24 protein-coding genes are annotated in these 26,924 nt (G+C 69.4%); 10 read left to right on the top strand and 14 right to left on the bottom strand.

Annotation, left to right across the window (positions count from 1 at the left end; translation table 11 throughout):
• The first annotated feature begins 3,384 nt into the window (after positions 1 to 3,384).
• Positions 3,385 to 3,804, top strand: coding sequence for a hypothetical protein (locus tag AC1DW3_RS10825; protein ID WP_477931279.1), 420 nt, complete (start codon positions 3,385 to 3,387; stop codon positions 3,802 to 3,804).
• Positions 3,805 to 3,821: 17 nt separating this feature from the next.
• Here AC1DW3_RS10825 and AC1DW3_RS10820 read toward each other — a convergent pair whose 3' ends face one another.
• Entirely contained in the window at positions 3,822 to 5,972 is a 2,151-nt protein-coding gene (locus AC1DW3_RS10820; protein ID WP_477931277.1) for an Ig-like domain-containing protein, read from the bottom strand.
• Between the two features lie 62 nt (positions 5,973 to 6,034).
• The gene (locus AC1DW3_RS10815) at positions 6,035 to 7,126 is read right to left on the bottom strand and encodes a PQQ-dependent sugar dehydrogenase (protein WP_477931275.1); all 1,092 of its coding nucleotides are present in this window, start codon (positions 7,124 to 7,126) and stop codon (positions 6,035 to 6,037) included.
• 118 nt (positions 7,127 to 7,244) lie between these two features.
• On the opposite strand from AC1DW3_RS10815, the gene AC1DW3_RS10810 reads away from it, so the two are divergent.
• Complete coding sequence (locus AC1DW3_RS10810; RefSeq protein ID WP_477931273.1) at positions 7,245 to 8,471, top strand: hypothetical protein; 1,227 nt, start codon at positions 7,245 to 7,247, stop codon at positions 8,469 to 8,471.
• A gap of 52 nt (positions 8,472 to 8,523) precedes the next feature.
• Positions 8,524 to 8,751, top strand: a complete 228-nt coding sequence (locus AC1DW3_RS10805; RefSeq protein ID WP_477931271.1) for a hypothetical protein — start codon at positions 8,524 to 8,526, stop codon at positions 8,749 to 8,751.
• Here the strand turns inward: AC1DW3_RS10805 and AC1DW3_RS10800 are convergent.
• From AC1DW3_RS10800 to AC1DW3_RS10745, 12 genes are all read right to left on the bottom strand, one after another.
• On the bottom strand, positions 8,748 to 9,932 hold the full coding sequence (locus AC1DW3_RS10800; RefSeq protein ID WP_477931270.1) for a tetratricopeptide repeat protein: 1,185 nt from the start codon (positions 9,930 to 9,932) through the stop codon (positions 8,748 to 8,750). The two genes, AC1DW3_RS10805 and AC1DW3_RS10800, sit on opposite strands and share 4 nt — an antisense overlap.
• A gap of 6 nt (positions 9,933 to 9,938) precedes the next feature.
• A complete protein-coding gene (locus tag AC1DW3_RS10795; protein WP_477931268.1) occupies positions 9,939 to 10,670 on the bottom strand; it encodes a zf-TFIIB domain-containing protein in 732 nt (243 codons plus the stop codon).
• Between the two features lie 138 nt (positions 10,671 to 10,808).
• A complete protein-coding gene (locus AC1DW3_RS10790; protein WP_477931266.1) occupies positions 10,809 to 12,437 on the bottom strand; it encodes a peptide chain release factor 3 in 1,629 nt (542 codons plus the stop codon).
• 51 nt (positions 12,438 to 12,488) lie between these two features.
• Positions 12,489 to 13,181: a LytR/AlgR family response regulator transcription factor gene (locus tag AC1DW3_RS10785; protein ID WP_477931264.1), complete on the bottom strand. Its 693-nt coding sequence runs from the start codon at positions 13,179 to 13,181 to the stop codon at positions 12,489 to 12,491.
• Positions 13,178 to 14,209 carry a sensor histidine kinase gene (locus AC1DW3_RS10780; RefSeq protein WP_477931263.1) on the bottom strand — a complete coding sequence of 344 codons (1,032 nt, stop codon included), beginning with the start codon at positions 14,207 to 14,209 and terminating at the stop codon, positions 13,178 to 13,180. Before AC1DW3_RS10780 ends, AC1DW3_RS10785 begins: the two co-directional genes overlap by 4 nt.
• A complete protein-coding gene (locus AC1DW3_RS10775) occupies positions 14,206 to 14,772 on the bottom strand; it encodes a hypothetical protein (RefSeq protein WP_477931262.1) in 567 nt (188 codons plus the stop codon). Before AC1DW3_RS10775 ends, AC1DW3_RS10780 begins: the two co-directional genes overlap by 4 nt.
• A gap of 144 nt (positions 14,773 to 14,916) precedes the next feature.
• Positions 14,917 to 15,522 (bottom strand): type 1 glutamine amidotransferase family protein, encoded by a 606-nt coding sequence (locus AC1DW3_RS10770; protein ID WP_477931260.1) that lies wholly within the window; start codon positions 15,520 to 15,522, stop codon positions 14,917 to 14,919.
• On the bottom strand, positions 15,519 to 16,013 hold the full coding sequence (locus tag AC1DW3_RS10765) for a Dps family protein (protein WP_477931258.1): 495 nt from the start codon (positions 16,011 to 16,013) through the stop codon (positions 15,519 to 15,521). Before AC1DW3_RS10765 ends, AC1DW3_RS10770 begins: the two co-directional genes overlap by 4 nt.
• Positions 16,014 to 16,079: 66 nt before the next feature.
• On the bottom strand, positions 16,080 to 16,511 hold the full coding sequence (locus tag AC1DW3_RS10760) for a DoxX family protein (RefSeq protein ID WP_477931257.1): 432 nt from the start codon (positions 16,509 to 16,511) through the stop codon (positions 16,080 to 16,082).
• Positions 16,512 to 16,661: 150 nt separating this feature from the next.
• Complete coding sequence (gene katG / locus AC1DW3_RS10755) at positions 16,662 to 18,827, bottom strand: catalase/peroxidase HPI (RefSeq protein ID WP_477931255.1); 2,166 nt, start codon at positions 18,825 to 18,827, stop codon at positions 16,662 to 16,664.
• A gap of 181 nt (positions 18,828 to 19,008) precedes the next feature.
• Entirely contained in the window at positions 19,009 to 19,731 is a 723-nt protein-coding gene (locus AC1DW3_RS10750; RefSeq protein WP_477931253.1) for a P-loop NTPase family protein, read from the bottom strand.
• Between the two features lie 77 nt (positions 19,732 to 19,808).
• A complete protein-coding gene (locus AC1DW3_RS10745) occupies positions 19,809 to 20,813 on the bottom strand; it encodes a hydrogen peroxide-inducible genes activator (protein ID WP_477931251.1) in 1,005 nt (334 codons plus the stop codon).
• Positions 20,814 to 20,874: 61 nt separating this feature from the next.
• On the opposite strand from AC1DW3_RS10745, the gene panB reads away from it, so the two are divergent.
• The 7 genes from panB (at position 20,875) to AC1DW3_RS10710 (ending at position 26,880) form a co-directional block, all read left to right on the top strand.
• Entirely contained in the window at positions 20,875 to 21,681 is an 807-nt protein-coding gene (gene panB, locus AC1DW3_RS10740; protein WP_477931249.1) for a 3-methyl-2-oxobutanoate hydroxymethyltransferase, read from the top strand.
• Between the two features lie 2 nt (positions 21,682 to 21,683).
• Complete coding sequence (gene panC, locus AC1DW3_RS10735) at positions 21,684 to 22,517, top strand: pantoate--beta-alanine ligase (protein ID WP_477931247.1); 834 nt, start codon at positions 21,684 to 21,686, stop codon at positions 22,515 to 22,517.
• A gap of 1 nt (position 22,518) precedes the next feature.
• Positions 22,519 to 23,160, top strand: coding sequence for a peptidylprolyl isomerase (locus AC1DW3_RS10730; protein ID WP_477931245.1), 642 nt, complete (start codon positions 22,519 to 22,521; stop codon positions 23,158 to 23,160).
• 77 nt (positions 23,161 to 23,237) lie between these two features.
• Positions 23,238 to 23,936, top strand: coding sequence for a peptidylprolyl isomerase (locus AC1DW3_RS10725; RefSeq protein WP_477931243.1), 699 nt, complete (start codon positions 23,238 to 23,240; stop codon positions 23,934 to 23,936).
• 120 nt (positions 23,937 to 24,056) lie between these two features.
• On the top strand, positions 24,057 to 24,950 hold the full coding sequence (locus AC1DW3_RS10720) for an alpha/beta fold hydrolase (protein WP_477931241.1): 894 nt from the start codon (positions 24,057 to 24,059) through the stop codon (positions 24,948 to 24,950).
• An 18-nt stretch (positions 24,951 to 24,968) separates the two neighbouring features.
• Entirely contained in the window at positions 24,969 to 26,015 is a 1,047-nt protein-coding gene (locus AC1DW3_RS10715) for a sensor histidine kinase (protein ID WP_477931239.1), read from the top strand.
• Between the two features lie 142 nt (positions 26,016 to 26,157).
• Positions 26,158 to 26,880, top strand: a complete 723-nt coding sequence (locus tag AC1DW3_RS10710) for a LytR/AlgR family response regulator transcription factor (RefSeq protein ID WP_477931237.1) — start codon at positions 26,158 to 26,160, stop codon at positions 26,878 to 26,880.
• The last annotated feature ends 44 nt before the right edge of the window (positions 26,881 to 26,924 follow it).

Raw genomic sequence — 26,924 nt, 5'->3', positions numbered from 1 at the left:
CAGCGTCTCGCCGGGCCAGGGCCGCCACTCGGGCTGCCACTGGCCGCCCTGCTGCAGCGCCGTGGCGGCCAGGCCGCTGGATTCCACATGCCATTGCGCGGACGCGTCCACCGTCCAGTGCTCGACCTGGTTGGGCTCCTTGCCGGCGGTCAGCGTGAGTGCCTCGGCAGGCTTCAGCGTGCTGGCGACTTCGGCCGCGTCATCGCCGCCCAGTTGCAGGCTGGCCACGCCGCCTTCCACCGTCACGCGGGCATCGCTGACCGCCTCGCCGGGTAGCAGGGCCCAGCGCACGCGCAGCGGCGCGCGGCTCGGGGCCATGCGCTGGATCTGCGTGGTCACCTGCCAGCGCAGGCCCAGCTGCAGACGGCGGTCCACGCGCACCAGCGGCGGCAGCGCGTCGCGCTGGGTGCCGGCGTCCTCGGTGCGGCTGCTGCCCGAGCCGGCCTCGCGGCTCAGCGTGATGGCGCCGGTACTCTCGCCGCGCGGGTCCAGCCCGGCCAGGGCCCAACCCTTCAAGTCGCTCTGCAGCGCGCGCGGCGGCAGCGGCAGCGCGATGTCCAGGCCGCTGGCGCTACCCACGTCAGCGCTCAGCACCACCTGGTGCACACCGGCCGGCACGGCGATCAGCAGCCGACCTTCGTCATCGCGCCGCGCGGCGGCCGGCTGGCCGTCCAGCGTGATGCTGGCGGGCTGCCAGCCGGTGCCCTGGCCGGGCAGGGGCACGGCCACCAGCGCCTGCGCATGGATCTCGGCGCGCAGCTGCACGGTCGAGCCCGAAGCGCTGACGAAGAGGCGGGCCAGCTCGGCGCAGCGCGGCAGGCAGTCGGGCGGCGCGGCGAGCTTGTCGCGCATCGCCTTGAGTTGCTCGTCGCTGGGCCAGCCGGCCTGGGCTTCGCTCGGTTGGGGCGTCAGGCCCAGCAGCAGCAACAGGGCAGCCGCGACAGCGCTGGCAGTCGCGCGTGGCGCGCGCAGCGGCGGCGGCTTCAAGCCGGTGACGACTATCAGCGCAAGCGCCAGCAGCGCCAGGCCGGCCAGCTTCATCAGCGCCGTCGCCCAGGGCGGCAGCAACCACAGCCGCAGCGTCTGCTCGGGCGTGACCGGGCCGCTCCACGTGAGCATGTGGCCGCGCCAGGTCCAGGTCGGCAGTCCGGGGCCGGTCTGCACGCGGGCGTTGGGGTCGATGCGCTCGGTGGGAGCGTAGGGCGAGGGGATGTAGGGTGCGGGCGAGAGGCTGCCGACCCGTTTCCCCGGCGGCGCGGGCATGCTCATCTCGGGAGCGGGCATGACCTTCTCTTCGTTGATGCCCATGTCGGCAGCTGCCGGCGGGCCGCTGCGCGTCATGAGGAACCCGGCGCCCACCGCAGGCCGCTCCAGGCTCGGATAAATCGCCTCCCTGACCTGCTGCACCGCAAACGGCAGCATCAACAGCGCCAGCATCCCCGCTACCGCGATACGGCCGCGCGCAAACGCCGTCTGGGCGCGCCCCAGCGGCAACACGCGGGCCAGGGCCGTCAGCGCCAGCAGGCCGAACCACAGCACCGCGGGTGGGCTGCCGGGCGTGTGCCAGGTCAGCACCAGCGCCACGCCGAGCAGCAGGCCGACCCGCCAGCCCAGCAGCCGGTAGGCCGCCAGGGCGGCCAGCAGCACGAAGAAGAAGTCCCACAGCGTCCACATCGCCAACCAGGCGTCGCTGGCGCTGCTGGGGCCTTGGGCGTGCAGCAGGCGCCAGCCGGGCGGCAGCTGCAGTGAGACAGCCAGTCCGTCGACGGGAATGCTCCAGCCGCTGGCGGGCAGGGTGCCGTCGCGCGGCCAGCGGCTGTCGGCCTCGATGATGTGAGCGCGTCCGCGGGCATTGAACTCGCGCTCGCGCACTTCGAAGCCGGCCCGGTCGTCGTTCGACAGACGGGTGATGGGCTGGTCTTCGCCGTGAATGGCCGCACGACCGAGCTGGCCGGGTGCGGTCATGGCCAGGCGCGCACTGGCCGACAGTTGGCCATCGAACTGGTCTTGCGCCGTCAGGCCAACGCCGTCGAAATCCAGCCAGAGGCGGCGCATCTGCTTCAGCGCGTCCGGTGGCGGCTTGGCGTTGCCGCGTTGCAGCTCGGTCAGCTTCAGCGTCTCGCCAGGCTTGAGGCGAAAGGCCGGCAGGGCGCGCCAGGGCTCGGGCATTTCGACCTGGCGTGGGTCGACGCTGGCTGGACCCTCGGGGCGGATCAGCCGCAGTGCCGGCGCTGCCTTGACGACCCAGACCTCCTCGTCGGGCGCCGCCTCGGGCAGCTTCAGCGCCTGCACCGGCGCCATCAGCCGGGCGCGCAGCTCGATGTGCCAGTTGCCCGGCCGGGCCTGCACGATGAGGCGGCCGTCGTCGGCGAGGCGGGCGGGCAGTGGGCTGTCGAGCTGCATGGCGCGCAGCCCCGGCAGCAGGGCCAGCGGCAGCTCCACGGCGCGGGCGCGGCCGGCAACGCGCAGGTCGAAGGCGGTGGTTACCGTCAGCGGCAGTTCGTCGTCGATGAGGCGCACGGCCTGCACGCTGACGCTGTCGCTGGCCTCGGCAGGGCTGGCCCCGGCGCGCAGCCAGATGCGGCCTTCGCCGTCGGGCGCGCGGGCCTGGGTGGCACCGTCGCTGGTCACGACGATGGTGGCGAGGTTGGCGGGCACGGCCAGGTTCTGCGGCATCTCTGCCCAGGCGATGCGGCCTTCGACAACATGGGCGCCCGGCGCCAGCCAGACGGCCGGATGCTCGCTCGCCTCGACGACGGCCAGCGCCTTGCCGCCCGCCTTGACGTCCTGCGGCCAGGCGCCGGGCTCACCGGGCAGGGCCACGCGGGCCGGCGCGCCGAAGACCTGCACCTCCAGCTTGAACGTCGCCTCGCGAGCCCCGGCGCCGAGCTGCAGCCGCCCGGGCCAGACGCAGACCGGCGTCTCGCCTTCGGCGCTGCCCGCCGGGCAGCCCAGCGGCGGCTGGCCCTGTTGAGCCCAGGGCAGCCAGTCGCGCGTGGCGGCGGGCAAGTCAGCGGGTGTCAGCGGTGCGGCATGCACGGTCAGGCCGGCAAGCAGGCACAACAGCGTCGTCGCGAATCGCTTCATCGTGTCTCTCCCTGTGCGCGGCATTCCAACACAGCGCAAGAGGACGTCGACGGGGGTTGTCGCGGGTGCGCGGGGTGCTGCTGCCGGTGCAGCGAGATGCGACTTTTGCCGGGCGGATGCGATAGTGCAGCGGTCGTATCCACGCTCTGCATCTCCTCCCTGATGTCCGTTCTCGCACCCTTGCCCACAGTCCCGACCGAAGAAGAACCGCGGACGTCCTGGCCAAGCCTGTTGCTGGCCCTCGTGACTGCGCGGCGTGCGCCGTCATTGACCCTGCATTGCCTGCTGGCGTGGCCGGTGGCCTTGCTTCCCAGCGCGGCCTTCGTCGGCCTGGCCTATGGGCTGGCCGTGGCGCTGGGCGTGGACACGACCGCCTTCGCGCCACCCGATCGCGAGGCTTCGTTCAAGGACTTTTTCGGTGCGGTGGTCTTTGCACCCCTGGCCGAGACGCTGTTGCTGGGCGGCCTGCTGTGGCTGCTGGGCCGCCTGTCGAGCCAGCCCCTGTTCATCGCCGCAGTCTCCGGCGTGCTGTGGGGCGGCCTGCACGGCGCGCACGGCTTGCTCTGGTTCTTCGGCACCTTCTGGAGCTTCTTCGTGTTGAGCTGCGGCTACCTGGCCTGGCGGCCGCTGGGCTTCGGCCGCGCCTTCGCCGCCGCGACCCTCCCGCATATGCTGATCAATCTGACGGCAATGATGCTGGTGTGGCTGCCTGCCTGAGGCGAGACGGGCCGGCGTCAGTCGGCCTGCAGCGTCAGCGCCACCAGCGTCCAGCGGTCTGCGTTGCTGACCACGGTCCCGTCGGTATCGAGAACCACCGGCCCCAGCTGCATCACCCAGACGGTGTCGCCGATGCGCAGCAACGGCTGCCATTGACGCAGTTGCGACAGCGCGCATGAGCCCTGGCCGGGGAGTGGCTGGTAGACGCTGCAGTTGGCGTCGTAGGTGCGCACCGCTTCCAGGCGGCCATCGGCCAGCAGGCGCCATTCGCGGCGGCTGAAGTCGAAGGTGGAGGTCGGCTCGCCCGGCACGGTGAACTGGAGCCCGAAGCGGCCGTCGCTGCGCAGCTGGTAGGCGACGCCCTGGCCGTAGAAGACGCTGACGTTGGACGCGAAGCTGTGCTGCCAGAAGGCGCGGTCCAGCGTCGGGATCGCCACCGGAATCACGCTCACTTCCACGGCCGTCTGCGGGCTGCCGTCCGCTCCCAGGTCCTGCAGCAGCCAGCGCGCATCGCCGCGCGCACCCTTGCCCAGCAGCGTGTACAGATGCGAGACGTGCGCGAAGTCCACCCGCAGTTTGCCGTCCACGAGGCGCCAGCTGCCCTTCAGCCCCGATCGCGACAACGTCAGTTCGGTGGCCGACGTGACCGTCGCGATGTCCTGATGGGGTTCCAGCACGTCGTTGGCGTCCAGGGACAGCGGCGCGGACAGGCCGGCCCATTGCGTGCCGACCGCGAAATCCTCGGCCTTGAACGCCGGCGTGTCGATCTGGCGGCGCATGAGGTCGCCACTTTCGACGCGCCGTTCGCTGCGCGACTGATTGGGAGGGATCCGCGTCACGGATCCCTGCCGTGCGACCTTGGCGAGCGACGTGCTCTGCGGGCCGCCGATATCGCTGAGGGTCAAGCCCGTGCGGGTGAGCTGGAAGGGAACGTCTTCGCTGATCTCCAGCAGGCCCAGGTAGGCATAGTCGTAGGCACGGTAGGCCTCGACGGGGGGCTGGTCGTAGGTGACGGTCATCGCGCGGGCGCTGGCGGTCCAATGCACGGCACGCGGCCGATCGCTGACCTCGGTGCCGGTGCCATCCGAACGCAGCGTCAGCGTGCGCACGGCCTGAGCGCCGGCCTCGTCGCCATAGCTGTAGATCAGCGTCACCGGGGCGCCGTTGGCCGTCGGCGTTGGGGGCGGTGCGTTGAGGGCGGGGTCGCCCAGCGTGGCCTGGCGGGCGGCTTCGAATTCGCCGGGCCTGTCGCGCCGCAGGCTGGTGCGCAAGCCGTTCAGCGCCGCGGCGCTGGTCAGCAGCGCACGGGTGTCGGCCGCACCGGCCGGCAGGGCGACGCCGCCGTCGATGACGAGCTTGGCCGTGGCCGCCGCGTCCAGCACGGACTGCGGCCCGAGCCGCTGCAGCGCCGCCACCAGTTCCGCGGCGGTCCCGGGTTGTGCGCCGGCCTGGGCAATCAGTCCGGCCTGCGCGGCACTCAGGTGCGTCAGGTTCAGGGCGGCGTTCTGCTCGGCCGCCAGCTTGCCATCCCTGGACGCCGCCGCGAGGCCACCGAACTCACCGGCCAGACTGGTGAGGACGACCTTGGACTGGGTGCCGGCGCCTGTCGCGGTCAACGTGACGAAGTCGCCAGGCTGGCTGCTCTTGACCGCCAGGGTGTAGCGGCCGCTGGCATCGGCAATGGCCGTGAAGCTCTGGCCGCCGACGTCGGCCTTGACGGTGGCGTTGGCGACGGGCGCATCGGTGACCTGGCCCTGCAAAGTCAGCGCGGCCTCCACCGTCAGCTTGACCGTGGCCGACTGGCTGGCCGTGCCGACGCTGAGCTTGTAGCTGAAGCTGTCGGGACCGAAGAAGCCGGAATTGGGCGTGTAGCTGATCTTGGTGCCGTTGACGGTGGCCGTGCCGTGCAGCGGGGCGGCATCCACCGTCACGCTGGCGCTGCCATTCGTGACGGTGTCGTTGTCGGTCACGCCCAGCGCGACAGCGGTGTTCCAGGCCACGGAATAGGCATCCGCAGCAGCCACGGCGGCCGGTGCAGGAGCCGGCGCGGGTGCCGGTGCCGGTGCGTCGGATCCACCACCGCCGCAGGCGGTCAGGGTCGAGATCAGCGCAGCGCCGAGGGCACAGCGCAACATGGCGCCATCACGGCGCCCCAGCTCGGTGGACATGCGGAACTCCCTGGGTCATCTTTTTTCGCCGCGATTGAACCAGAAAATCCCGGAGGATCTGATCAGGGCTTCACGCGGACGATGCGGCCGTGGGCTTCCAGCACCAGGTAGAGCAGGCCGTCCGGGCCTTCGCGCACATCGCGCATGCGGCCAGCGTCGGGGAAGAGCTTCTCCTGCTCGGCGGGCCGGTTGTCGGCGTCGAGCTTGACGCGCTCCAGGTAGCCGAACTTCAGCGAGCCGATGAAGAAGTTCCCTTGCCAGGCCGGGCCGTACTTGGCGCTCTTCAGCCGCACCAGGCCCGAGGGCGCGATGGAGGGCACCCATTTGACGACGGGTTGCTCCATGCCGGCCTTGGCGAAGATGCCGTCGCCGATCTTGCCGCCGCCATAGTTCTCGCCATAGGTGATGACGGGCCAGCCGTAGTTCAGCTTCGGGCGGATGAGGTTGAGCTCGTCGCCGCCCTGGGGACCGTGTTCGTGTTCCCAGAGCTGGCCCTTGTCGTCCAGGGTCAGGCCTTGCGAGTTGCGATGGCCATAGCTCCAGATCTCGGGCAGTGCGCCGGGCGTGTTCACGAAGGGGTTGTCGGCCGGCACGCTGCCGTCCTTGCCGACGCGCACGATCTTGCCGAGGTGGTTGTCCAGCGTCTGCGCGCTCTGCATGCCGCTGAAACGTTCGCCCATGCTCAGCATCAGCTTGCCGTCGGGCATCTCGACGATGCGGCAGCCGAAGTGGTGCTTGCTCTCGACCTTGGGCTTCTGGCTGAAGATGACCTTGACGTCGGTCAGGCGCTTCAGGTCTTCGCTGAGGCGCGCACGGGCGAGGGCCGTGCTGTTGGTCTTGTTGGCGCCGGGCTCCGAGAAGCAGAAGTAGATCGTGCGGTTGCGGGCGAAGTCGCTGTCGGTGACGACATCCAGCAGGCCGCCCTGGACGACGGCATCGACCGCGGGAACGCCCGCAATCGGCGCGCTGGGCTTGCCGCCGGCCTTGGCCGTGCGCAGGGTGCCGTCGCGCTCGGTGATGAGGAACTGGCCATCGGGCAGGAAGGCCACCGCCCAGGGCGTCTTGAGGCCTTCGACGACGGTTTCGAGTTCGGGGGCGGCCTGGGCGAGGCTGCAGCCGAGGGCGAGAAGAAGGGGGAGAAGACGCTTGCTCATCGGCGTGGACTCAACTCAGGGCGCGGGGGGCTTGCATCATCGCAGCCCACGGTCTCGCTAGCATCGCGATCCAGTGAATGACATGACTCGGGGAGGGCGGATGCGCGCTGCGGTGTGGATGACTTTGGGACTGCTGATTGCCTGCTGGGTTTCAGCGCCGGCGCGGGCCCAACCCTCGGAGGTGGATGTCATCGTCGGCCGCGCCGATGCAGACGCCAGCGGCGCCTGGCCGGTGATGCTGTGGGTGCGGGACGGCGCGCAAAGCCGCGTCATCGTGCGCGCGCCGCGGGCCTGGCTTGGGGCCATGCCCTGGCGTGCGGCCGATGCGCAGGCGCTGATGCAGCTGGAACGCTTCGGCGCACCGCGGCTGCAGCGACGGCGGGATGCCGACCCCTGCTCGACGGCACTGGCCTGGGCGCGCGTCATTCACCCGCCGGGCAGCGCCCACTGGCCGGGCGAACGTGAAGCCCTGGCGCACCCGGTTTGCGCGACCGGTGGCTGTGAAGGTGAAGCCTGGCAACTGGCATTGCCCGAGGAAGCGGGTGACGCCCTGCCGTTGGCGAAGTTGTTGCCTGGCCTGGGCGCCGACCGCGCGCAATGGCTGGTGCTGCTGGTCGTCAGCCCCTCGCAGGCCGTGATGCTGGAGGGGCTGCCGCAGCTGCGGATACCGGCCTCGCTGCAGTGGGATCGCCCCATCGAGCGCTGGGCCAGCGACGTCTTCCCCGAACGGGCCGCGGCGAGCTTTCCAGCCATCCACACCGCTCTGCTGGAGCAACTGGCGGCCACCCAGGGGCTGGCGTCGTCGTCGGCGCTGATGCGTTCCGACTCGATATCCCATGTCCAGCCGCACAGGTATGTGCGGAGTTGGGAGCCCAGCCCTGAGCAGCGCCAGGCGCTGGGCCTCGCGGGCCAGGCCTTGCAGGGTCACAACATCTTCCGCCTGCTGCTGCGGCTGAATCCGGGCAGCCGCCCGACGGCATTGCGGTTGCAGGCTGTCGATTGGCGGGAGATCGGATTCTTCGGCCAATTCCATGCGCTCGAGCCGCAAGCCGTGGACCGGCCGGCCTGCCGGCTGAAACTCGCCGACATGAACTGCAAGCAGAGCTGCGCCGAGCGCTTGGCCAGCTTGCCGGGCCAGCTGAAATGGGGCTTTCTTGCGGACGCGTCGATCAAGACCCTGGCCGATGGCGAGCGCCCGGCGGCCTGCCTCAAGAGTTGCGAACAGCAACGCGCGGCGCTGGACGCCGGCATGGAAAGTCGCTTCGAAGCCGTGGCGCAACGTCAGCGTGACGCCTGGCGCTGGGTGGAGGAGCTGACCGGCCGGCCAGCCGGCAGCTGGCAATAGCGCTGCCGCCTGCGCTGGCGATCCCGGCACGCCGATTGCCGGTCAACCCGCCATGCAGCGCTATCTCAACCGCAGCGGCGAGTCAGGCGTCGTCGCCTATGAACTCGGCCCGGCCAGCATCGCCGTGCGCTTTGTCGACGGCTCGGTCTATGTCTACGACGCCAAACAGCCGGGAGCCGAAGCAGTCGACGAGATGAAGCGCCTGGCCCAGGTCGGGCGGGGCCTGAGCGGCTATATCAGCCGCTTCGTGCAGGCCAACTACGCGAAGAAGCTGCGCTAGGCGCGCCGCATCACGACAAGCAGGCCCTCGACGGCTTCGTCGTTTTCCTTGCGGATGGCGCAGCGCGTCGACGACTCGAGTGTGAAGCCGTGGGCGGCTGCCAGGCGCTGCAGATAGGCCAGCGAATGGGCGTAGCGGCGCTTGGCGCCGAGGCGGAAGTCGCTGCTGTCCTCGCAGGCCTCGACGGAGAAGGCGAACAGCCCGGCCGGCCGAAGCGCGGCCGCGGTGGCGGTGAAGACGTCGCCCAGGTCACCGATGTAGACGAAGACGTCGGCAGCGACGGCGATGTCAAAGCGCTGCGGCTGGCCTTGCAGCGCCTGGGCGATGTCGCCCTGCACCAGCTCGTCGTACAGGCCCAGCTCGCCCGCCTTGGCCAGCATCAGGCCGGACAGGTCCACGCCGGTCAGCTTGGCCGCCAGCGGGCGCAGCAGCGGCCCGCACAGGCCGGTGCCGCAGCCGAGGTCGATGACCTCGCCGCCCGCAGCCGGCAGGGCGCGCTGCAGCTCGTTCACGAGCAGCTCGGGCGTGCGATAGCCCAGCCTCTGGACGAGGTGCTCGTCGAAGTTGTGGGCATACATGTTGAACAGCGCCTCGACATAGCCGGCCGGCGCCGTCGACGGCGGGCTGCCGACGCCGAGTGCCGCCAGCGCGTACTGGATCTGGTCGACGTCCTTGCCCAGCGCCAGGGCCAGCTGGAAGGTGGCGATGGCCTGGCCGCGGCGGTGCAGGGTCAGCAGGCATTCGGCGCGGCCGACCAGCGCCTCGGAGTAGGTCGGCTGCAGGGCCAGGGCGGCGTCGAAGCTGGCCAGGGCTTCCTCGGGCCGCTCCAGCGCGCGCAGGCTGGTGCCGCGGTTGCGCAGGGCCTTGGCGTCGGCGGGGCGCAGCGCCAGCGCATGCTCGAAAGCCTGCACGGACTCCTCGTGGCGGCCCAGGCTGCCCAGCGTGTTGCCGAGGTTGTTCAAGGCCGGCGCGCTGTCGGGGCGCTGGGCCAGCGCGCGGTTCAGCAGCTCGAGGGCTTCGTCGAAGCGGTTGGTCTGGCCGCAGATGACGCCTTGCAGGTGCAGGGCATCGAAGTGGGTCGGTGCGGTGCGCAGCAGGCGGCGGTAATGCTGCTCGGCTTCGGCGAGACGGCCTTGCTGGTGCAGGGCCAGGCCCTTGTCGAAATCGGTGGGCTTGGCCATGGGGCTTCAGTCGTCCCAGAGGTTGCTGATCAGGTTCAGGCCCACGGCGAGCAAATCAACCGTGAAGACGGCGGTCGCGCCGATGGCGCCCCCGGCCGGCGACCGGGCCGCGTCGCGCTCGGCGCGGGCACGGTCGCGCGCGATCAAGCCAAGCGCGTCCGCCACGCTGGCGGGCGTCGGTCCCTTGGCCGCCGCCTTGGCGTAGCCCTGCAATGCCTGCTCGACGGCCTGCGGGTCCAGCAGCGACAGCGCCGAGCGGCAATGCGAGCAGGCGTCTTCCTTGCGCAGGTCCACCGGCGCGCCGCAGCCGCTGCAGTTGATGACGCCGACCTTCTTGGCGATGTCGGCGATCTCGGGCCTGGTGAGCTGTCGCACGAAGCCCTTCTCGATCATGAAGGACGCGAAGCTGCTGAAGCGGCCGTGGCCGTGCGGGCAGCGGTGCGTGATGTAGCGGCCGCTGCGCACGATGTCGAAGCCTTGCACGAGGCGCGCGCGGCATTCCGCGCAGCGCAGCGTGCCGGCCAGCGGCCCACGCTTGTCGCCCTGGTGGCGGTGCATGTCCTTGAACACCGACAGCGTTGCCTCGGGCGAGAGCTTGAGGTTCTCCTGGTGGTCGAACCAGATGCCCTGGCAGCCGAAGCAGAAGTCGATGTCCACCTGCGCGCCGTGGTGGGCGGGCAGGGTCTGCAGCTGCATCGCGTCGCCGCAGGAGGGGCAGGGGCGGACGGACATGCTCATCGCGATTTTGCGGGCCGAGCGCCGGGCCGCTCCCTAGCCGGCCCGCGTTGGCGATGTGCTTGCGGCTCGATGCCGCAAGCATCGCCGGCCCCTCGGGGGACCGACCAAGGTACTCCTTGGGCGAGGGGCCTCATGCCTTCAGCCGTCCAGCCTTTGCTGGAACACCAAGCCCGCGTGCTCGCGCAGCGCGTGGAACTTGATCTTGGGCCAGTTGCTCTCGATGGCGCGCAGCTCGGGGGCGTACTCGACCAGTACGGTCGGTGCGTCGACGGCGTCGTAGGCCATGCGGTGGTCGTTGGCGTCGATGAAGCGCTTGAGTTCGGCCGGGTCGTCACACGTCACCCAGCGCGCCACCTGGAAGCGGCTCGGCATGATGCGGGCCTTGCAGCCGTACTCGTGCTCCAGCCGGTGGGCGACGACTTCGAACTGCAGCTGGCCGACGGCGCCCAGCAGCAGCACGCTGCCGGCAATGGGGCGGAAGACCTGGATGGCACCTTCTTCGCCCAGCTGCGTCAGGCCGGCGCGCAGCTGCTTGGTCTTCAGCGGGTCGGCCACTTCGACGGCGCGGAACATTTCCGGCGCGAAGAAGGGCAGGCCGGTGTATTGCAGGGCCTCGCCTTCGGTGATGGTGTCGCCGAGCTGCAGCACGCCGTGGTTGGGGATGCCGATGATGTCGCCGGCAAAGGCCTCGTCCAGCAGCTCGCGCTTCTGGCTCATGAAGGTCACGACGCTGTTCGGACGCAGGCTTTTGCCGGAGCGCACCACCTTCAGGTTCATGCCGCGTTCGAATCGGCCCGAGGCCACACGCAGGAATGCGATGCGGTCGCGATGAGCCGGGTCCATGTTGGCCTGGATCTTGAAGACCACACTCGTGAACTTGGGTTCCTCAGGCTGCACGGTGCGCTGCATGGCGACGCGCGAATCCGGCGGCGGAGCCAGCTCGACGAGGGCGTCCAGCACTTCCTGCACGCCGAAGTTGTTGACGGCCGAGCCGAAGAACATCGGCGTCTGCTTGCCGGTCAGGAACTCCTCGCGGTTGAACTCGGGCGCGGCCTCGCGCACCAGCTCGATCTCGCCTTCGGCCTGTTCGTACTGCATGCCGAAGCGCTCCGCATAGGCCGGGTTGTCCAGGCCTTCCAGCACTTCCTCGGTGCCGGCCGCGCGGTCCTCGCCTGGGGCGAACACGCGCATGCGTTGCTGGCGCAGATCCATCACGCCGTGGAACTGCTTGCCCATGCCGACCGGCCAGGTGAAGGGCACGACCGTCATGCCGAGTTCCTGCTCGATCTCGTCCATCAGCGCCAGCGGGTCTTTCACCTCGCGGTCCATCTTGTTGACGAAGGTCAGGATGGGCGTGTTGCGGGCGCGGCAGACCTGTAGCAGGCGGCGGGTCTGCGGTTCGACGCCGTTGGCCGCGTCGATGACCATCAGCGCAGCGTCCACGGCGGTCAGCACGCGGTAGGTGTCTTCCGAGAAGTCCTGGTGGCCCGGGGTGTCGAGCAGGTTGATGACGCAGTCGCGGTATTCCATCTGCATGACGGACGACGCCACCGAGATGCCGCGCTGCTTTTCGATCTCCATCCAGTCCGAGGTCGCATGGCGGCTGGCCTTGCGCGCCTTCACCGAGCCGGCGATCTGGATCGCACCCGAGAACAGCAGCAGCTTCTCCGTCAGCGTGGTCTTGCCGGCGTCGGGGTGGCTGATGATGGCGAAGGTGCGGCGGCGGCGGACTTCCGTCTCGATGCGGCTGGCGGTGGTTTCGGACATTGAGTTTTTCTGGCGGGCTAACCCGCGATTATCCCAGTCGCCTGCTGCGCGCTACATCCCCTTGAACCGCCCCCGGTGTGCGCGGCTCACGGGCAGCGGCTGGGCCTGGCCTTTCAGATGCACCCACAGCTCGCCGTCGTCGCGCCGTTCGATGCGCTCGATGGCGCGCGCGTTGACGACCGAGCCGCGGTGGATCTGCCAGAACAACTGCGGGTCCAGCGACTGCTGCAGCTCGCCCAGCGAGGTGCGCAGCAGCAGCTGTTCGCCGCCCTGGCTCAATGCCCGTGTGTGGCGCAGCTCCGAGCGCAGCGCGGCGAGCTGATCGACGTCCAGCAGCTTCATGGTGTTGCCGGTCCAGGCCTGCAGGAAGCGCAGGTCCGACCGCTGGGGCTGGGCCGCCTGCAGCCGCTGCACGGTGGCCGCCAGCCGCGCGGGCGTGACGGGCTTGTGCAGATAGTCCACCGCCGCGCGCTCGAAGGCGGCCAGGGCGTGCTCGGCATGCGCCGTGACGAAGACGAGACGCGTGCCGGCCGGTGCCAGCTGCGCCAGGCCCAGGCCGTCGATGCCGGGCATGCGGATGTCGAGGAAGGCGATGTCCGGCCTCAGTTCATCCAGCAGCCGACGCGCCTCGGTGCCGTTGCGGGCCAGGGCCACGATCTCCAGCTCGGGCCAGGCCTGGGCGAGCAGTTGCTGCAGCTCTTCGAGCAGCTGGGGTTCGTCGTCGGCGATCAGTGCAGTCGTCATGGCGTGGGCAAGGTGAGCGTGGCTTCGGTCAGGCCTTGGGCGTTGGTCGTGAGGCTGAGGCTGGCGAGGTCGCCGTGCAAGGCTTGCAGGCGTTGGCGCAGATTGGCCAGCGCCAGGCCGTGGCCAGCAGGCGCTGCGCCGGTGAGCGGACAGCCGCCGTTGACGACGCGCAGCAGCAGCCGGCCCTCGCGGCGCTCGGCCTGCAGCTCGATGAGCCCGCCGCCCTCGCTGGGCTCGATGCCGTGCTGGATGGCGTTCTCCACCAGCGGCTGCAGCATCAGCGGCGGCAACGGCAGGTCCAGCAGCGCGGCGTCCACATCGACGCGGTAGCTGAGCCGCTCGCCCAGCCGCAGCGCCATGATGGCCAGGTAATGCTCGACGATCTGGCACTCCTGCCCCAGCGTCGAGCCTTCGTTCTGCCGCACCCTTTCCAGCGTGGTCTCCAGCAGACCGCTGACGGCGTCCAGCAGCGGCAGCGCGCGCGCCGAGCCCTGGCGCACGAAGCTGCGCAGCGTGGCCAGCGTGTTGAACAGGAAGTGCGGCTCGATCTGCGCCTGCAGCATCTGCAGCTCGGCCCGCAGCCGGGCGCGCTCCTGCTCCACGCGGCGCACGGCGCGCAGCCGGCGCAGGCCTTGCAGCAGCGGCAGGCTGAGCAATACCGCGCCGAAGCTGATGTGCAGCCAGGCGCGGGTCATGCGGTCCCCCATAGCCATGGGCTCGGGCGTCAGCAACTGCTCCGCCCCCCAGCCCAGCGCGGCGCCGACGAGCAGTGCCCCCAACAGCAGCTCAAGGGCGGTGCGGGGCCGACGGGCCAGCAAGCCGCAGAGCCCGTCGGTTGCGGCGTGGCCCAGCAGCAGGCCCAGGATCAGCGGCCAGGCCTGCGGCGCGCGCAGGCAGGTGATGGCCAGCACCGCCAGCATCAACATGGCGTTCAGCACACCGGGGCGATGCCAGCCCACCCTCTCCTCGCGCAGCGCCTGGGCCAGTTCGTGGCCCAGCGTCGGCTCGGTCAACCCGGCGCGGTTCAAGGCGGCGTCAGGTGGTTGGGCTGGCGGGGCAACGCGAGCGCGCCCTTGCCCGTGGTCGGTACCGCGTTCGACACGACCTCGAGCTTGAAGTCGGTCGCCTGCAGCTGGCCCGCGCCGGTGAGCAGGAAGCCAAAGCTGAGCGCGGTGGCATCGGCCGGGATGTCCARCACCACCTCGGCGGGCTGCCAGCCGAAGCTGCCCTGCAGCTGGCGGTCCCACATATTGTCGAAGGCGGTGGCTTTTTGGCCGCTGTCGGCGCGCATCCACAAACCGCCCCATTCGGCCAGTTGGGCGCCGCGCAGCTGGGCGCTCAGGCGCACGCGCTTGCCGGCGTAGTCGGTGCCGGCGAGCTGCTGCATCAGCGTCGAAAAGCCCACGGTGCCCGGTTTGCAATCGATGCTGTAGGCCTTGGGGCTGGGCGCGCTGTCGACCGGCAGGACCCGGCCCTCGCAGGTCTGGGCATCACCGGACTGCATCCAGCCCGAAGGCAGGCCGGTCGGCTTGGCCAGGGCCGTGGCAAGCACGCCGACCCCGATGGCGGCGACGATGGCAGAGGCTTTCATCAATCAATCTCCCGTGACGGACACGAATCGGTCCGCACGCAGACTAGGTGGGCGAGTCGCGGCCCGCGGCGCAACGGGGCGAACGGTCACTGGCCGTGCGGCAGGGGTCGAAAAGGCGACATCAGCGCAGGCGTGGGGGTCGGGTCATGCCGCCGGCAGGAAAGGCTTGACGACGCCGATCAGCCGCTCCACATAGGTCTCCTTCTCGCCCACCGGCGCCGCGTAATGCAGGGCACCGCGCGCGGCGTCCAGCCCGGCGCGCGAGGCCATGACCCAGGTGGCCAGGTATTGCGAGGCCAGGCAGCCGCCGGCCGTGGCGATGGGGCCGCGGGCCTGGAAGGGCTCCTCGACGACGCGCACACCGGCCTCGACGACCCAGGGCTTGGTCGTGGAGTCGGTGCAGGCGGGCATGTCGGCCAGCAGCCCGAGGCGGGCCATCAGCAGCGTGCCCGAGCATTGGCCGCCGATGAGCTGGCGCACCGGGTCCAGGCGCAGGCGGTCCAGCAGCGCGCCGTCGGCGGCGATGGCGCGGGTGTGGATGCCGCTGCCGAACAGCACGACGTCGGCTTCGTTGGCGAACTCCAGCGGCCGCTGTGCCGTGATGGCGACGCCGTTCATCGAGCGCACCTGTTCGACCGGGCTGGTGATCTCGGCCGACCAGCCGAGATGGCTGAGCCGGTTGATCAGCCCCAGCGCGATGAAGCTGTCGAGTTCGTTGAAGCCGTCGAAGGTGACGACCGCAACCTTCATTCCGCCAACAGGCTTCGCAGCATCCATGCCGTCTGCTCGTGCACGGTCAGCCGCTGCGTCAGCAGGTCGGCCGTGGGTTCGTCGCCGGCCTTGTCGACCAGCGGAAAGATGGCGCGCGCCGTGCGGGCGACGGCCTCATGGCCCTGCATCAGCACCTCGACCATCTTCATGGCCTTGGGCGGCACGGCGGGGGCGTCGGGCAGGCCGCTAAGCTTGGTGAACTGGGCGTAGCTGCCCGGCGCCGGGTGGCCGAGCGAGCGGATGCGCTCGGCGATGGGGTCGACGGCGTTCCACAGCTCGGTGTACTGGGCCATGAACATCGCATGCAGGCTGTTGAACATCGGCCCCGTGACGTTCCAGTGGAAGTTGTGCGTCGTCAGGTAGAGCGTGTAGGTCTCGGCCAGCAGCTTGGACAGGCCGGCGGCGACCGCGGCGCGGTCCTTCTCGCTGATGCCGATGCTGATGGACGGGGCGGCGGATTTCTTGGCCATGAGGGCTCCAAAAACATAACGGGGTGAGCCTAACGGATTCGGCTTGCCCCCGTGCGGCGGCGCCCGTCAGGCGGCGGCGAACAGCCGGGGCCAGCGGGCGCGCAGCAGCGTCGGCGCATGGTGCCAGGCCAGGCAGAGATAGCAGACGATCATCAGCACCGGGTACTCGCAGCCGTCGACCTCGCTGCCCGACGAGAACCAGCCGTTCGGCAGATGGTGGACCGGGATGCCGACGAGGTAGATGGCCGCAAAGCCCAGGCTGAGCGGGAAGACGAAGCGGCCGCTGGCCAGCACCAGCGAGGCCAGCATCTCGTAGCCGGTGACGGCCGGGCCCAGCCAGGTGCCCAGCGGCACGCCATGGCGCTCGACGTAGACGCCGAAGCCCAGGGCATCACCGTGGACGAAGCGCACCCAGCCGTGGATGGCGACGAAGAGCGCCACCGTCAGGCGCAGCAGCGTCATCGGTTCAAGGGGGAAGCGGGAGCGGAGAGCGGACATGGAAGCCTCTTCAGGTCAGGATGGCGAGGGGCCGGCGCTTGCCGGACGGCTCGCCATCCTGCGGATTGCTCCGCTGATCGTCCTGAATTGGCTCTGAATTCTTCTGATTCAGGGTCTGCCGTCGCTCAATGGGCCCTGGTCTGTCCTTTTTCAGGCGTGCAGGTCGAAGCGGTCGAGGTTCATGACCTTGGTCCAGGCGGCGACGAAGTCCTTGACGAACTTCTGCTTGCCGTCGGCGCTGGCATAGACCTCGGCATAGGCGCGCAGCACGGAGTTGCTGCCGAAGATCAGGTCGGCGCGCGTGCCGGTGTACTTCACGGCGCCGCTCTTGCGGTCGCGGCCTTCGAAGACCTCGGCGCTGGCGTCCGTCGGCTTCCAGACCGTGCCCATGTCGAGCAGATTGACGAAGAAGTCGTTGCTCAGCGTGCCGGGCTTGTCGGTCAGCACGCCATGCCTGCCGCCGTCGGCATTGCTGCCCAGCACGCGCAGGCCACCGACCAGCGCGGTCAGCTCGGGCGCGGTCAGCGTCAGCAACTGGGCGCGGTCGATCAGCAGGGCCTCGGTGGAGGCGCCCAGATTGCCCTTGCTGTAGTTGCGGAAGCCGTCGGCCAGGGGTTCGAGCACGGCGAAGGACTCGACGTCGGTCTGGGCCTGCGTGGCGTCGACGCGACCCGGCGCGAAGGGCACTTCGACCGACACACCGGCAGCCTTGGCGGCCTGCTCGATACCGACGACGCCGGCCAGCACGATGACGTCGGCGAGGGACGCCTTGCCTGAGGCCTTCTGGATCTCGGCCAGCTTGGGCAGGGCCTTCACGGCGGCGGCGTTGACGGCCCAGTCCTTCTGCGGCGCGAGTGCCAGGCGGGCGCCGTTGGCACCGCCGCGCTTGTCGCCACCGCGGAAGGTCGAGGCCGAGGCCCAGGCGATGGAGACCAGCTCACTGACCGTCAGGCCCGAGGCGGCGATCTTGGCCTTCAGGTCGGCGATGTCGCCGGGGGTGGGGTGGTGGCTGGCGGCCGGCAGCGGGTCCTGCCAGATCAGGTCTTCCTGGGGCACCTCGGGGCCGAGATAACGCGCCTTGGGGCCCATGTCGCGGTGGGTCAGCTTGAACCAGGCGCGGGCAAAGGCGTTGGCAAAGGCCTGCGGGTCGTCGCGGAAGCGCTGCGAGATCTTGCCGAACTCGGGGTCGAAGCGCAGCGTCAGGTCGGTCGTCAGCATGGTGGGCTTGTGGAACTTGCCCGGGATGTGAGCGTCGGGGATGTCCTCGGGCGCGTTCTTGGCCACCCATTGCTTGGCGCCGGCCGGCGAGGTGGTGGCCTCCCATTCGAACTTGAACAGGTTGTCGAAGAAGTGGTTGCTCCACTGCGCGGGGGTCTGGGTCCAGGTGACTTCCAGGCCGCTGGAGATGGTGTCCTTGCCATGGCCGCCGCCGAAGCCGCTGGTCCAGCCCAGGCCCTGGGACTCGATGCTGGCGCCCTCGGGCTCGGCAGTCTTGTGGTGCTCGGGCGCGGCGCCGTGGGCCTTGCCGAAGGTGTGGCCGCCGGCGATCAGCGCGACGGTCTCCTCGTCGTCCATGGCCATGCGGCCGAAGGTGGCGCGGATGTCCTTGGCGGCGGCCAGGTAGTCGCCGCTGGCGTTGGGGCCTTCGGGGTTCACATAGATCAGGCCCATGTGGGTGGCGCCGACGCTGGCGACGAGGTTGCGATCGCCCTCGAAGCGCTTGTCATCGGCCAGCCACTTGGTCTCGGCGCCCCAGGCCACGTCCATGTCGGGTTCCCAGACGTCCTCGCGGCCGCCGGCGAAGCCAAAGGTGCGAAAGCCCATCGACTCCAGCGCCACATTGCCGGCCAGGATGAAGAGGTCGGCCCAGGAGATGGCCTGGCCGTACTTCTGCTTGATGGGCCACAGCAGGCGGCGGCTCTTGTCGATGTTGACGTTGTCGGGCCAGGAGTTCAGCGGCGCGAAGCGTTGCTGGCCGCGCCCGCCGCCGCCACGGCCGTCGGTCGTGCGGTAGGTGCCGGCCGCGTGCCAGGCCATGCGCACCATCTGCGGGCCGTAGTGGCCGAAGTCGGCCGGCCACCAGTCCTGGCTGTCGGTCATCAGCTTGACGAGGTCGGCCTTGAGCGCCTTGTAGTCGAGCTGGGCGAAGGCCTCGGCGTAGTTGAACCCGTCGCCGAGCGGGTCGGACTTGCTCGAATGCTGGTTCAGCAGGTCGACGCGCAGCTGGTTGGGCCACCAGTCCCGGTTGCTGGTGCCGCCGCCGGCGGCATGGTGGAAGGGGCACTTGCCTTCGGGCTTGGTGGTCGGGTCGCTCATGTCTGCTCCTGGTGTCTGGGGGGAGACCGAAGCTTAATGATGACTATTGATCGTTGGCTTTGAATAGAACTAACCTACCAATAGCCAAAATCATCATCAAGCGCCGCGTGGGCGGCACCCGATGGTGCACAGACCGGCGACGTCGCGCCACCACCAAGATGTGACGCTGGCCCACCGGGCTCTAGACGCCCAGCCGCGCCAGTTCGCTCTCCACCAGCGCCAGCCACACACGCAGGCGCTGACGCTCCAGCAGGCCCAGCTTGGCGCCCTCGCTGCTGGATGCGGTGCGGGCCGACCAGAAGCTTGCATCCGCCGCGTCGATCTTGCGCAGCACGGCGTCCTGCAGATGCTTGAGCGGCATGGTGCGGGCGCCGAGCGATTGCGCGCGGGCGAGTTGGCCGGAGCGCTCCAGCTGCGAGAAGTCGTCGCCACGCAGCTGGTTCAGCACCAGCACATAGCGCAGCCTGTCGCCGAAGCGGTCCAGCAGGCGGGCCAGCAGGTCCACCGAGTCGCGCCCGGCGTCCATCACATGCCAGTAGTTCACGGCCACACCGGCCTCGGCCGCCAGCTCCAGCACGCCGGACTCGTCCATCCAGCGCGCCAGCGGTTCGTGGGTCTGCGCGGCCAGGTCCACCAGCACGCGCCGGCCTGGCTCGGCCAGGGCACTCTCGACGATGGCGTCCAGCGCCGCGAAGTTGTCCACCAGCGCGGGCGAGGCGTAGTCGGCATAGAAGCGCAGCAGCGCGCCGTGGGAGCGGTCGGTGTCGAAGCCCGTGAAGGGGATGCCGCGGTCGATCATGTACTGCGCCAGCAGCCGCGACAGCAGCGACTTGCCCACGCCGCCTTTTTCACCGCCAACGAAATGGATGGCGCCGGCCGTGGTGTCAACGGGAAGGGTGCTCATGGCGAGGGCGCGCGCGGCGGGTGTGGAGGTGATGCGCAGTAGAACATTGTGCGGCGCAACATGGCTGTTTCAGGCCGTCACTGCGACAGCCGGGTGACGCTGTCCAGCTTGCAGGCGTAGATCGCGTTACGCAGCGCCGCGATGGCCTCGTAGCGCGTGAAGCTGCGCCGCCAGGCGAGCACGACGCGACGTGTCGGGATGGGCTCGCTGAAGGGCACGAAGCGCAGGTGTGAATTTCCTGCCCCCACGCCCAGCGAATAGCTGGGCTGCCCCCCGAGGGGGCGCGGCCCGTCTTGGGACGGCCCGGCGAAGGGCCCGGCGTCCTTGGGCACCGACAGCGCCGGCACCACGGTCACGCCCATGCCCGAGGCCACCATGTGCTTGATGGTCTCCAGCGACGAGCCCTCGAAGCTGCGGCGTATGCCCTCGGCGTCGCTGGAGAAGCGCGCGAACTCGGGGCAGACCTCCAGCACATGGTCGCGGAAGCAGTGGCCGGTGCCCAGCAGCAGCATGGTCTCGCGCTTGAGCTCCTCGGCCGAGATGGTCTCGCGGGTGGCCAGCGCATGCGTGGCCGGCAGCGCGACGACGAAGGGCTCGTCATAGAGCTGGGCCGTGGCCAGGCCCGCCTCGGGGAAGGGCTCGGCCATGATGGCGCAGTCCAGCTCGCCGGTGCGCAGCATCTCCAAGAGCTTCACCGTGAAGTTCTCCTGCAGCATCAGCGGCATCTGCGGATAGAGCTCGATGGTGTGCTTGACGAGCTCGGGCAGCAGATAGGGGCCGATGGTGTAGATGATGCCCAGGCGCAGCGCGCCGGCCAGCGGGTCCTTGCCGCGCTTGGCGATCTCCTTGATGGCGCCGGCCTGGTCCAGCACCGACTGGGCCTGGCGCACGATCTCCTCGCCCAGCAGCGTCACCGACACCTCGCTGCCGCCACGCTCGAAGATCTTCAGGTCCAGTTCTTCCTCGAGCTTCTTGATGGCGACGGACAGCGTCGGCTGCGACACGAAGCAGGCTTCGGCCGCGCGGCCGAAATGGCGTTCGCGCGCGACGGCGACGATGTAGCGCAACTCTGTGAGGGTCATAGGGCCGAACGCTACACTGCGGCCGCCTCGGCAGCCCCATCGGGGTTTCTACGGAGAAGTTATGACCGACCGCAAGCCAATCACCCTGCCGCGCCTGGCGCAGATGCACGCCAGCGGCGAGAAGATCGCGATGCTGACCTGCTATGACGCGGCCTTCGCCAGCCTGCTGGACGAGGCCGGTGTCGACATCCTGTTGATCGGCGATTCCCTGGGCAATGTGCTGCAGGGCCGCGGCTCGACGGCCCCGGTCAGCCTGGAGGACATGGTCTATCACACCTTCTGCGTGTCGCGCGGCCACAAGTGGGCCTGGATCATTGCCGACCTGCCCTTCGACAGCTATCACGTCAGCAAGGAAGAGGCCTGGAAGAGCGCCGCCGCGCTGGTGAAAGCGGGCGCCCATATGGTCAAGCTCGAAGGCGGTGGCTGGACGGCCGAGACGGTGCGCTTCATCAGCGAGCGCGGCATCCCGGTCTGCGCCCACCTGGGCTTCACGCCGCAGACGGTGAATGCGCTGGGCGGCTTCAAGGTGCAGGGCCGCGACGAGGCCGGGGCGGCGCGCATGAAGCGCGAGTCGCGTGAGCTGGTGGAAGCCGGTGCCGCCATGCTGCTTTACGAGATGGTGCCGGCCGCGCTGGCCGCCGAGATCACGGCCGAGTCGCCCGTGCCCGTCATCGGCATCGGCGCCGGTGTCGGCACCTCGGGCCAGGTGCTGGTGCTGCACGACATGCTCAACATCACGCCCGGCCGCAAGCCGCGCTTCGTCAAGAACTTCATGGAAGGCCAGGCCTCGGTGCTGGCCGCCGTGAAGGGCTATGTCGACGAGGTGAAGGCCAAGACTTTCCCGGTGAACGAGATCCACGGGTTCTGACCATGCAGGTGATCCACACCATCGCCGAACTGCGCGACGCGCTCGCCCTCCACCGGCAACGCGGCTTCGTGCCCACCATGGGCAATCTGCATGAGGGTCACCTGGCCCTGGTGAAGCAGGCCCGCGAGCTTGTGGGTCCGGCGGGCGCGGTCGTCGCGAGCATCTTCGTCAACCGGCTGCAGTTCGCGCCGCACGAGGACTTCGACACCTACCCGCGCACGCTGGAACGCGACTGCGCGCTGCTCGAAGGCGCCGGCTGCGACATCGTCTTCGCGCCAAGCGAGAAGGAGCTCTACCCCGAGCCCCAGGGCTACAAGGTGATGCCGCCGACCGAACTGGCCGACATCCTCGAAGGCCATTTCCGTCCCGGCTTCTTCACCGGCGTCTGCACCGTCGTGCACAAGCTCTTCAACATCGTGCAGCCGACGCTGGCGGTGTTCGGCAAGAAGGACTACCAGCAGCTGATGGTGCTGCGCCGCATGACGGCGCAGATGGCGCTGCCCGTCGCCATCCACGGCGGCGAGACGCGCCGCAGCGATGAAGGCCTGGCGCTGTCCTCGCGCAATGGCTACCTCAGCGAGGCCGAGAAGGTCGAGGCGCTGCGCCTGTCGCGCACGCTGAAAGGCCTCATTGCCCGCTGGCAGGCCGGCGAGCGCGACGTGGCGGCCCTGGAAGCGGACGCCATGCAGGCACTGCGCGATGCCGGCTGGTCGCCGGACTATCTGACGCTGCGCAGGCAGCACGACTTAGGGCCAGCGGTGGATGGTCAGCCGCTGGTCGCGTTAGGAGCTGCGAAACTAGGCAGCACCCGTTTGATCGACAACCTTGAAATTTGAAATGACACAGATTCGACTGCGCCGGCGTCCTCTGCTGGCCCTGGCTGCCACTTCCTTCGCACTGACCCTGACCGCCTGCGGCGGCGGCGGTGGCAGCAGCGGTGACCCCATCACCCCGCCGCCCACGCCGGTCACGCTGACCGTCACGCACAAGGTCAAGATCACGACCTCCATGGGCGACATCGAGCTGGGCCTGGACCGCAACCACGCGCCCGTCTCGGTGGACAACTTCCTGAAGTATGTGAACGACGGCTTCTACAAGAGCACCGTCTTCCACCGCGTCATCAAGGACTTCGTCATCCAGGGCGGCGGTGTCACCCGCACCGCGGCCGGCCTGGTGGAGAAGACGCCCACCTACGCGTCCATCGCGCTGGAAAGCCGCAATGGCCTGTCCAACCTGCGCGGCACGCTGGCCATGGCCCGCACCGCGGTGCCCGACAGCGCCACCAGCCAGTTCTATATCAACACCGTGGACAACACGAGCCTGAACTACGCCAATCCGGCCAATCCGGGCTATGCCGTATTCGGCCAGGTGACGGCGGGCATGGACATCGTGGACAAGATCCGCGCGGTCAACACCAATGCCGCGGACGTGCCGCTGGTCGACGTCACCATCACCGACGCCAAGGTGATTCCTCTGTAACAAGCTGCGTCCGCCTGTCGTCCTGACAGCGGACCTTTTCGTTAGGCAGGCCCCATCACGCCAACGGGTGCCCTGCCATGTTCAAACGTCTCGCCGCCCTGTTGCTCGTCGCCACCCTGTCCGCCTGCGGTGGAGGTGTGGAAATCGATGTGGGCGGCGGCGGGGGCGGTGGAGGTGGAGGTGGCGGCGGCACGCAATACCCGCGCCCCAATCCGGTCCCCAACCCGCCGACCCTGTCCTGCAGCCCCGCCGGCCTGGCGGCGTCCGCCGCGAGCAAATGGGGCACGGTCTGCATGCTGACCAGCAGCGGCGAGATCGTCGTCGAGCTCTACGACACCTACTCGCCGCAGACGGTCGCCAACTTCTACAAATACGTGTCGGCGGGCTTCTACACGAACACGCTGATCCACCGCGTCGACCGCGATTTCGTCGTCCAGGGCGGGGGCTACACCAGCGGCATGGTGACCAAGACGCCGCTGTTCGCGCCGATCAAGCTGGAGAGCAACAACGATCTGTCCAATCTGCGCGGCACCATCGCGATGGCCCGCCGCAGCGATGCCGACTCGGCCACCAGCCAGTTCTTCTTCAACGTGAAGGACAACACCAGCCTGGACTACCAGAGCGCCGCCAACCCAGGCTATGCCGTCTTCGGCCGCATCATCTCGGGCTTGAACACGCTGGACGCGATCAATGTCGTGCCGACCTACACCTACAGCCCGACCGACATCGAACCGCGCACCGAAGTGCTCGTCTACTGGGCACAACGCTTGAAGTAAGCCCCGCCCGCCCCGGCGGCTCGCCACTCGTCCGCCGGGCTTGCCGTTCGTCATCCGGTGCCGGGTGACGCCCGGGACCGCCGGCAACATGCGTCCATCACAACCTCGATGGAGACCTGCATGTCCAAGCGTTCCTGGATCGGCCTGTTCGGTGCTGCCGTGGGCATTGCCACTGCCCTGTGGGTGAGCAACAGCCAGGCCGCGACGGCCGAGTTTCGCGACCTGCGTGTCGACGTCGTCGGCCAGGGCCGGCCGGTGCTGATGATCCCGGGCCTGAACAGCGCCGCCAGCACCTGGACGGAGACCTGCGCCGCGCTGCAGCCCAGCGTGCAATGCCACATCGTGCAGCTGCCTGGCTTTGCCGGCGCGCCGGCCGTGGCGACCGACAGCTTCCTGAACGGCATGCGCGACCGCCTGCTGGGCTATCTGGACGACCGCAAGCTCGACAAGCCCGTCGTGATGGGCCACAGCCTGGGCGGCGTGCTGGCCCTGCAGATGGCGGCCGAGAAGCCCGGCCGCATCGAACGCCTCGTCATCGTCGACTCCCTGCCCTTCCTGGCCGGCCTGCGCGGCATGACGCCCGAGGCCGCGAAGGGCGCCGCAGTGGCCATGCGCCAGGGCATGCTGAACTCCACGCCGGCGCAGTGGGAGGCCGGTGCCCGCCAGGGTTCCATGGGCATGAGCCGCACGCCGGCCAACAACGAGCGCGTCTTCGCCTGGAGCATGGCGACCGACCGCGCGACGTCGGCTCAGGCCATGTCCGAACTCTGGGGCGAGGACCTGCGCCCGCTGTTGCCCCGCATCACCGCGCCCACCCTGGTGCTCGGCGCCTGGGCGGCCTACGAGCCGATGGGCTCGACGCTGGACAGCACGAAGAAGATCTTCGAGACCCAGTACGCCGGCCTGAACGGCGTCAAGGTGTCCATGAGCCAGCGCGGCTATCACTTCCTCATGTGGGACGATGCCGACTGGCTGGTCGGTGAGGTCAAGGGCTTCCTGGCCGCCGCCAGATAAACCAGGGAAGCGCAGCGCATGAACACACGCAGGCGGGCAGTCGTCCAGGGGCTGCTGTGGAGCGGCTACGTCGGCATCTCGCTCGTGATGATTGCCAACTTCGGGCCGTTGAGCGGCTCCATGGTCTTCGTCATGGTGTCGGTCGCTGCGGGGCTGTGGGTGGTCAGCGAGGCGCTGCGCGCTCTGGCACTGCGCCGGGCCTGGCTGGATCAAACCCCGCAGGGCCTGCTGCTGCGCCTGCTGCTGGTGCCGCCGCTGTTCGCCGTCGCCCTGCAGATTCTGATCTTTTTCGTCAACAAGGCCGGTGTGGCACTGGGCCTGCTGGAGTTCCCGCCCGGCATGCCGAGGAACTGGCTGGTGCTGTTGGTCTACACCTTCAACACCAGCATCCTGCTGTGGCTGTGGATGGCCGTCTGGGTGGGCCTGCACATGATCGAGCGTTGGCGCTCCGGCGAGATCGCCAAATGGAAGGCCGAGACCGCCGCGCGCGAGCTGGAGCTGCAGGTGCTGCGCGCCCAGATCAACCCGCATTTCCTGTTCAACGCGCTGAACAATCTGCGCGCCCTCATCAACGAAGACCCCGCCCGCGCCCGCGAGATGCTGAGCCGCCTGTCCAACACGCTGCGCCACACGCTGCAGCACAGCGCCAAGGAGCGCGTGCCGCTGGCCGATGAGCTGGCCGTCGTGCGCGACTACGTGGCGCTGGAGCAGCTGCATCACGAGGAGAGGCTGCGCGTGGACTGGCAGGTCGACCCCGCCACGGCCGGCGCCAGCGTGCCGCCCATGCTGCTGCAGCTGCTGGTGGAGAACGCCATCAAGCACGGCATCGCGCGCACGCCGGGCGGTGGTGTCGTCGACATCCGCATCGCGCGCGACGGCGAGAGGCTCCAGATCGCCGTCGACAACCCGGGCCAGTGGCAACCGCAGCCCACGGCCCCCACCAGCACCGGACTGGGTCTGGTGCATCTGCGCGAGCGTCTGGCGCGAGCCGGCGGCGCCGGGGCGGACTGCCGCATCGCCGCGGCCGATGGGCGCGTCAATGTGACTGTGGGGCTGGCCGCATGAGCGCTGCGCCGGGCCGTCCCAAGCAAGCTCGCTCCCGCTTGGCGGGAGTGAACCCGGACTGGAGATGCCCAGTGGGCATCTCCAGCCTGGTGAACGCCTGGCCGGCTCGGCCAGGCAAGCGCGTAGCGCGAAGGGTGCACCAGTGAAGATCTACATCGTCGAGGACTCGCGCCTGGCGCGCCAGGAGCTGCGCACGCTGCTCGCCGCCATTCCCGATGCCGACATCATTGGCGAGGCGGCCGAGCTGGCGCCGGCCCGCGAGGCCATCGAGACCCTGCAACCCGAGCTGCTGCTGCTGGATGTCGAGCTGCCCGGCGCCACCGGTTTCGACCTGCTGGACCAGCTTGAGCATCTGCCCCTCGTCGTCTTCACGACCGCCTACGACCAGCACGCCCTCGCGGCCTTCGAGCGCAACGCGCTGGACTATTTGCTCAAGCCCATCGACGCCGGACGGCTGGAGGCCGCGCTGGCCAAGGCCCGCGAGCGCCTGCGGCCCGCACCGGTTGCTGCGCTGGCGGCCGGCGCCTTCAAGGGCGCCGACGACATGGTCTTCCTGCGCGACGGCGAGCGCTGCTGGTTCGTGCGCCTGGGCGACGTGGCCGGCTTCGAGGCCTGCGGCAACTACGCCCAGGCCTGGTTCGACGGCCAGCGCCCGCTGCTGGCCCGCACCCTCACCAGCCTGGAGGAAAGGCTGGACCCGCAGCTCTTCTTCCGCGCCAGCCGCAGCCACCTGATCAACCTGCGCTGGATCCAGGACATCCAGCCGTGGAGCAACGACGGCTACCGCGTGCTGCTGCGCGACGGCCACCAGGTCGAGGTGTCGAGGCGCCAGGCCAAGCTGCTGCGCGAGAAGCTGGAGTTGTGAGATCGGCGTGCAGCCTGTCCTGGGCGATCTGCAGTCCGTCGCTC

The organism is Roseateles sp. P2_H4, assembly GCF_056403315.1.
The sequence above is the reverse complement of the archived record's forward strand: the minus strand, read 5'-3'. Positions and strand labels throughout refer to the sequence as shown.

Bases quoted from the DNA above. Each gene is read 5' to 3' on its own strand.
- AC1DW3_RS10820 (WP_477931277.1), bottom strand. From the start codon at position 5,972: ATGTCCACCGAGCTGGGGCGCCGTGATGGCGCCATGTTGCGCTGTGCC.
- AC1DW3_RS10815 (WP_477931275.1), bottom strand. From the start codon at position 7,126: ATGAGCAAGCGTCTTCTCCCCCTTCTTCTCGCCCTCGGCTGCAGCCTC.
- AC1DW3_RS10810 (WP_477931273.1), top strand. From the start codon at position 7,245: ATGACTTTGGGACTGCTGATTGCCTGCTGGGTTTCAGCGCCGGCGCGG.
- AC1DW3_RS10805 (WP_477931271.1), top strand. From the start codon at position 8,524: ATGCAGCGCTATCTCAACCGCAGCGGCGAGTCAGGCGTCGTCGCCTAT.
- AC1DW3_RS10800 (WP_477931270.1), bottom strand. From the start codon at position 9,932: ATGGCCAAGCCCACCGATTTCGACAAGGGCCTGGCCCTGCACCAGCAA.
- AC1DW3_RS10795 (WP_477931268.1), bottom strand. From the start codon at position 10,670: ATGAGCATGTCCGTCCGCCCCTGCCCCTCCTGCGGCGACGCGATGCAG.
- AC1DW3_RS10790 (WP_477931266.1), bottom strand. From the start codon at position 12,437: ATGTCCGAAACCACCGCCAGCCGCATCGAGACGGAAGTCCGCCGCCGC.
- AC1DW3_RS10785 (WP_477931264.1), bottom strand. From the start codon at position 13,181: ATGACGACTGCACTGATCGCCGACGACGAACCCCAGCTGCTCGAAGAG.
- AC1DW3_RS10770 (WP_477931260.1), bottom strand. From the start codon at position 15,522: ATGAAGGTTGCGGTCGTCACCTTCGACGGCTTCAACGAACTCGACAGC.
- AC1DW3_RS10765 (WP_477931258.1), bottom strand. From the start codon at position 16,013: ATGGCCAAGAAATCCGCCGCCCCGTCCATCAGCATCGGCATCAGCGAG.
- AC1DW3_RS10760 (WP_477931257.1), bottom strand. From the start codon at position 16,511: ATGTCCGCTCTCCGCTCCCGCTTCCCCCTTGAACCGATGACGCTGCTG.
- katG (WP_477931255.1), bottom strand. From the start codon at position 18,827: ATGAGCGACCCGACCACCAAGCCCGAAGGCAAGTGCCCCTTCCACCAT.
- AC1DW3_RS10750 (WP_477931253.1), bottom strand. From the start codon at position 19,731: ATGAGCACCCTTCCCGTTGACACCACGGCCGGCGCCATCCATTTCGTT.
- AC1DW3_RS10745 (WP_477931251.1), bottom strand. From the start codon at position 20,813: ATGACCCTCACAGAGTTGCGCTACATCGTCGCCGTCGCGCGCGAACGC.
- panB (WP_477931249.1), top strand. From the start codon at position 20,875: ATGACCGACCGCAAGCCAATCACCCTGCCGCGCCTGGCGCAGATGCAC.
- panC (WP_477931247.1), top strand. From the start codon at position 21,684: ATGCAGGTGATCCACACCATCGCCGAACTGCGCGACGCGCTCGCCCTC.
- AC1DW3_RS10730 (WP_477931245.1), top strand. From the start codon at position 22,519: ATGACACAGATTCGACTGCGCCGGCGTCCTCTGCTGGCCCTGGCTGCC.
- AC1DW3_RS10725 (WP_477931243.1), top strand. From the start codon at position 23,238: ATGTTCAAACGTCTCGCCGCCCTGTTGCTCGTCGCCACCCTGTCCGCC.
- AC1DW3_RS10720 (WP_477931241.1), top strand. From the start codon at position 24,057: ATGTCCAAGCGTTCCTGGATCGGCCTGTTCGGTGCTGCCGTGGGCATT.
- AC1DW3_RS10715 (WP_477931239.1), top strand. From the start codon at position 24,969: ATGAACACACGCAGGCGGGCAGTCGTCCAGGGGCTGCTGTGGAGCGGC.